This is a genomic window from Methanocalculus natronophilus (genome assembly GCF_038751955.1).
Classification (GTDB): domain Archaea; phylum Halobacteriota; class Methanomicrobia; order Methanomicrobiales; family Methanocorpusculaceae; genus Methanocalculus; species Methanocalculus natronophilus.
In genome coordinates, this window is record NZ_JBCEXH010000015.1 from 1 (window position 1) to 1901 (window position 1901).

The following is a 1901-nucleotide window of genomic DNA, read 5'->3' on the forward strand; positions in this document are numbered from 1 at the left end:
TCAAATCAGAAATGAAGGGAGTGGACCCAAGGGGATTTGAACCCCTGGCCTCGGCGTTGCAAACGCCGCGCTCTTCCAGCTGAGCTATGAGCCCGATTGGTTAATTGTTCCTGTTGACACTGGCAATTCTACGGTTCATTGAACGACCGCTGATATAAATTGAAAAGTTATTCATTAGGAGGTGATCCAGCCGCAGATTCCCCTACGGCTACCTTGTTACGACTTAACCCCCCTTGCGGAACCTAGATTCGACAGCAGCATAAACTGCCGCCTCATCCAGACCCCACTCGGGTGGTTTGACGGGCGGTGTGTGCAAGGAGCAGGGACATATTCACCGCGCCATCGTGAGACGCGATTACTACGGATTCCAGCTTCATGCGGGCGAGTTGCAGCCCGCAATCCGAACTACGGGTGGGGTTAGGAGATTACCTTCACCTTTCGGTGTCGAAACCCATTGTCCCATCCATTGTAGCCCGCGTGTAGCCCGGATAATTCGGGGCATGCTGACCTACCGTTGCCCATTCCTTCCTCCCCTTTAGCAGAGGCGGTCCCAACAGTGTCCCCATCAGTCCGGAGACCATGCTGGCAACTGTTGGCGTGGGTCTCGCTCGTTGCCTGACTTAACAGGATGCTTCACAGTACGAACTGACGACGGCCATGCACCTCCTCTCAGCTGGTCAAGCAGAGTCTTCAGCCCGGCTATCATTCCGCTGTCGTATCCGGTGAGTTGTCCGGCGTTGAATCCAATTAAACCGCAGGCTCCACCCGTTGTGGTGCTCCCCCGCCAATTCCTTTAAGTTTCAGCCTTGCGACCGTACTTCCCAGGCGGTGCGTTTCACGGTTTCCCTTCGGCACCTCGGCGACTCGTGGTCACCGACACACCTAACGCACATCGTTTACGGCTGGGACTACCCGGGTATCTAATCCGGTTTGCTCCCCCAGCTTTCGTCCCTCACTGTCGAAGCCGTTCTGGTGAGATGCCTTCGCCATCGGTCGTCCCTCGGGGATTACAAGATTTCACTCCTACCCCCGAAGTACGTCTCACCTCTCCCGGTTCCTAGGTCGCCAGTTTCCCTGAGACGCCTTCTGGTTAAGCCAGAAGATTTCCCCAGAGACTTGACAACCAAGCTACGAACGCTTTAAGCCCAGTAAAAGCGGCTATCACTCGAGCAGCCGGTATTACCGCGGCGGCTGGCACCGGTCTTGCCCCGCCCTTTCTCCTGGTGCGTGTTAGACACCAGAACAGCCTGCATTGACAGGCACTCAGGGTTTCCTTATCACGATTGCTCGCATTGTAAAGTTTTCGCGCCTGCTGCGCCCCGTAGGGCCTGGATTCATGTCTCAGAATCCATCTCCGGGCTCTTGCTCCCACAACCCGTACCGATCAATGGCTTGTTGGGCCGTTACCCCAACAACAACCTAATCGGACGCAGACTCATCCTCAGGCGGCGGACCTTTGGGAGACAGAGCATTCCAGCACCCGTCTCCTATGAGGCATTAGCCCCAGTTTCCCGGGATTATTCCTCACCTGAGGGCAGATTATCCACGTGTTACTGAGCAGTATGCCGAGGTCTTACACCTCTCGACTCGCATGGCTTAGTCAAACCCTGATAGCAATAGCCTCTGGCAGGATCAACCAGAATGTAATTTTTATGATAAAGCACACTTCACTTGACTGTAACTTTTCAGAAATCAGCGGTCATTCAATGAATGTCCGCATTGCCAATGCCAACGTCAGAACCAACACCGGTCCAATGCCGGGTTCGTTGGTTCTCCACTGAAATTTTCGGAGTTTCCATATACGCAGCGTATCTATTTAATCCTGCGCATTCAGCATCGCAGCACCCCGGAAACCTCCGGGATATCATCACCGCGTTGCAGGACAATACTATACGCACGCC

At 54.4% G+C, this 1901-nt stretch carries 1 tRNA gene and 1 rRNA gene; both read right to left on the bottom strand.

Going from position 1 to position 1901, the window contains the following annotated elements:
• Window positions 1-21: 21 nt before the first annotated feature.
• A tRNA-Ala gene (locus ABCO64_RS10035) sits at window positions 22-94 on the bottom strand.
• An 82-nt stretch (window positions 95-176) separates the two neighbouring features.
• A 16S ribosomal RNA gene (locus ABCO64_RS10040) occupies window positions 177-1643 on the bottom strand.
• Between the last annotated feature and the right edge of the window lie 258 nt (window positions 1644-1901).